Source organism: Paenibacillus agaridevorans (assembly GCF_003112455.1).
Taxonomy (GTDB): Bacteria; Bacillota; Bacilli; order Paenibacillales; family Paenibacillaceae; genus Pristimantibacillus; species Pristimantibacillus agaridevorans.
The window spans coordinates 1-1091 of the sequence record NZ_BDQX01000366.1; the positions used below are offsets into that span (position 1 = coordinate 1).

The 1091-nt window shown below is 44.5% G+C and carries 1 protein-coding gene; it reads left to right on the top strand.

Annotated features, from left to right (window positions below):
- Window positions 1-51 precede the first annotated feature (51 nt).
- Window positions 52-1014: a tyrosine-type recombinase/integrase gene (locus PAT3040_RS28620; protein WP_087567836.1), complete on the top strand. Its 963-nt coding sequence runs from the start codon at window positions 52-54 to the stop codon at window positions 1012-1014.
- Window positions 1015-1091: the final 77 nt, after the last annotated feature.

Here is a 1091-nt window from a genome sequence, read left to right on the forward strand (position 1 = left end):
GTCGAACAATAATGATTGTTCGAAGTCAAGCCGAGAGGAGAATGGAATGTCATGAATACTGTAACCAAAAAACATCGGGTTTCAAGAGATGCTCCCTTAATGAGCGAAGAGCTTATCGTTCAAAGCTTTCTAGCTGGTTATCACCGACCCAATACGATCCGCAACTACGAGAGAGCGCTTAACAATTTCCGAACGTTCATTGGTGCAAAGTCATTTGCCGAGGTAACCTGGCATGATTTGGAACGGTACAAGACAGTCTTGCAGCACGGCACCACTGCGAATAAGCCTCTGACGGCTTCTGCTATCGCTACCTTGATTTCTCCTCTGCGCTCGTTCTACAAGTGGGGGAGCAACGTCAACATAGGGATATTCGAACATAATCCTGCTTCTTGCATTCGTTTGCCGAAAGTTCAAGTGACGAGCGAGAACCATTTTTTGACCCAGCGAGAACTAATGAATTTGTTGTCGTATTTAAGCCGCAAGAACACGAGGGAATGGATGATGGTTTTGTATATGGTCATATTGGGATTGCGCGTTTCGGAGCTGGTGCAGATGAAATGGAGCGATTTTCATACTGATATTACGGAAAGCAACGCATGGTTGACGATAGTTAATGGAAAGGGCGGAAAAACGAGGCAAGTAAAGATACCGGAGGCACTATGGAAATTGCATAACGACCCTGCCATTCGACTATGCCTGCGGACCAGTAACGTGAGCAGGGAGCGCAACAATCGGGTATTTGCTATTACAAGCCGCCAAGTAGAACGGATTGTCCATCAAACCTGCCGAGAATGTGGTATTGCAAAAAAAGTGACGCCGCATTGGTTTAGACATACGAACGCAACTTTGGCGCTCCTTAACGGCGCCTCGCTCCAACAAGTTCAGCAAACGCTTGGCCATGCACAAATCAACACGACGCAACGATATTTGCATACTGTGGACCTAATGAAAAAAAGCGCGACAGATTTTGTTGCAGAAAGCATGCAAAATATGATGAAAAATGTATTGTTATGACTAAAGAGTTGGTTTATAATGGATAAATAAATAGGTATATCGACTCATTCAATGTCGAACAATCATTATTGTTCGAC

Bases quoted from the DNA above. Each gene is read 5' to 3' on its own strand.
- PAT3040_RS28620 (WP_087567836.1), top strand. From the start codon at position 52: ATGAATACTGTAACCAAAAAACATCGGGTTTCAAGAGATGCTCCCTTA.